Raw genomic sequence first — 544 nt, 5'->3', positions numbered from 1 at the left:
ACAGGGCCTCGGTGTCGCTGAGGATGTCCCGCTCCCCGGTCTTGCGGCCCCGGATGTCGTAGCGGAACTCCTTTTCGAAGGTGGGATATTCTATGCGGCTGACAAGATCCCTGCCCGTGAGGGAGCAGGCGCTGCAGGAGCCGTCGGGGCCGGATTCATAAAACTGACGGATCTCGTTGCCCCTGCCATCAAGGGTTGAGGCAAGCCGGCCCTTTGCATCATAATCATAGCGGATGGTTTTGCCTTCGCCGTCTTCCTGGCTCAAGATTGATCCCGAGGGCGTGTAGGTAAAACGGCTTTGTTCGGGATCAAGGCCCGGTGCCGTCCTTTCCATATGGATGAGGTTGTCTTGCCCGTCATAGGCAAAGGTGGTGACAAGACCAGAGGGGCTTTGCTCCCGGATGCGGCGGTCTTTAGCGTCATAGGCGTAAACGGTCACAAGACCGGCGGCATCCTCCATGCGGACCATGCGGCCTTTGGCGTCGTAATCAAACCTTGTGATCCGGCCGAGGCCGTCTTTGCGGGTGAGCACATTGCCCATGGT

At 59.0% G+C, this 544-nt stretch carries 1 protein-coding gene; it reads right to left on the bottom strand.

The genetic code is table 11. From position 1 onward, the window contains the following. Window positions 1-544 (bottom strand): hypothetical protein (locus OOT00_RS16135; protein WP_438266402.1); only part of this gene is annotated, 544 nt, incomplete at both ends.

The sequence above is a fragment of the Desulfobotulus pelophilus genome (genome assembly GCF_026155325.1).
Classification (GTDB): domain Bacteria; phylum Desulfobacterota; class Desulfobacteria; order Desulfobacterales; family ASO4-4; genus Desulfobotulus; species Desulfobotulus pelophilus.
The sequence above is the reverse complement of the archived record's forward strand: the minus strand, read 5'-3'. Positions and strand labels throughout refer to the sequence as shown.